Annotated in this window: 2 protein-coding genes; both read left to right on the top strand. The window is 77.0% G+C overall.

What is annotated here, in order from left to right:
• Positions 1-316: 316 nt before the first annotated feature.
• Positions 317-1,105: a hypothetical protein gene (locus tag ACOV8S_RS27675; RefSeq protein WP_448321174.1), complete on the top strand. Its 789-nt coding sequence runs from the start codon at positions 317-319 to the stop codon at positions 1,103-1,105.
• Positions 1,106-1,175: 70 nt separating this feature from the next.
• Positions 1,176-1,707, top strand: a 532-nt coding sequence (locus tag ACOV8S_RS27670; RefSeq protein ID WP_448321173.1) for a YigZ family protein, incomplete at its 3' end; no start/stop codon positions are given.

The following is a 1,707-nucleotide window of genomic DNA, read 5'->3' as shown; positions in this document are numbered from 1 at the left end:
GCCTGACCCCACCGCCCCTTGTCGCGGATTCACCGCCCCCCTGCCGGTCGGCGCAGCGACGCTGACCCGTGCGGGGGGCTTGGGTCCCCCGGAGAGACCCGCCCCCGCGCACGGGTGAGGCGGGCCGGGTGGGCGCGTGCTGGGGTGGAGGTCACTGCCCCGTCCGGGGCGGGCGTCGCCGGGCGCGCACCGTCCGAGGGCGTCCGCGGCCGACTGCGGCCGACCGCGACGGGGCCGACTTCCCAGGAGGACGACGATGACCCGCTCCACCCGTTCCGCGCGGCCCACCCGTTCCGCACGACGCCGGAGTTTCCGCGTGGCCCTTCCGCTGGCGAGCGCCGCGCTTGTCGCCGCGGTCGCCACGGCCGCCGCCCCGCTCGCCCAGGCCGCCGGTTCCCCCGGGCGCACGGGCCAGGAACAGTGCCAGCAACTGCGTTGCGCCGGAGGAACGCCCGACCTGCCGGCGCCGCCCGGTTCGGCGGAGCGGGTGAGGGGGCCGATCCCCGGGGAGGAGCCCGCGACGGCCGCCGACGAGCCCGCTGTCGACGCGGGGTGGGCGGACGGCCCGGAGGCCGGAGCGGGGATGGGCTCTGAGGCAGAGATGGGCGGAGAGGAAGAGTTCGGCGTAGAGCCGGGGACGGGCGTGGAGGGTGCGGAACCGGGCGTGGTGTGGCCCGACCCTCTGGGCGAGGAAGCCCTGTCGGGCCTGATGGGGTCGGACACCATGGGGGCCGACCCCACGGGTGCGGGCGACATGGGTGCGGACCCCATGGGCGGAGCCCCCGTCGCGCAGGAGCCGGACGTGACGCCGGATCCGTCGGGCGCAGGCGTGGCGGACGGGGCGGAGGGCGTGCCCGGCGGTCTGCCGGACGAGGCCGGGACCCCGGCCGACCAGGGCATGCCGGCATGGCCGAGCGAGCAGTCGGAGCCCGGGGGCGCGGACGCCCCCGACGCGCCCGTGGCGTCCGGCCAGGGCAGCCCGGCGCAGTCGGTGCCGCCCGCCAACCCCGACGCGCAGCAGCCGCCGCAGGGAGAGACGGTCGAGCACACCGCCTCCCTGCTCCCCGCCTTCGACGGCCTCCCGGCCCAGACGCCCGACGAGTAGACGGGGACCCCGCCACGGGCCTCCGGCACGCGCTGCCGGGGGCCCGCGGTGCACCGCATAGGCTGGGCGGATGCCGGACGAGTACCGCACAGTGGCCCGCGCGGGCGTGCACGAGACCGAGATCAACCGCTCCCGCTTCCTGTGCAGCCTCGCCCCGGCGGCCACCGAGGAGGACGCGCAGGCCTTCGTCGCCGCGGTCCGCAAGGAGCACGCGGACGCCACGCACAACTGCTTCGCCTACGTGATCGGCGCCGACGCCTCCGTGCAGAAGGCCTCCGACGACGGCGAACCGGGCGGCACGGCCGGCGTGCCGATGCTGCAGATGCTGATGCGCCGCGAGATGCGCTACGTCGTGGCCGTCGTGACCCGGTACTACGGCGGCGTCAAGCTCGGAGCGGGCGGACTCATCCGCGCCTACGGCGGCGCGGTCGGCGAGGCCCTCGACGCCCTGGGCACGCTCACCCGGCGGCGCTTTCGGGTGGCCACGGTGACGGTGGACCACCAGCGGGCCGGCAAGGTCGAGAACGACCTGCGGTCCACCGGGCGCGAGGTCCGCGACGTGCGCTACGGCGAGCGGGTGGAGATCGAGATCGGTCTCCCCG

Source organism: Streptomyces sp. CO7 (assembly GCF_053474865.1).
Note: the sequence above shows the minus strand (reverse complement) of the source record. Positions and strands in the feature narration are given on the sequence as shown.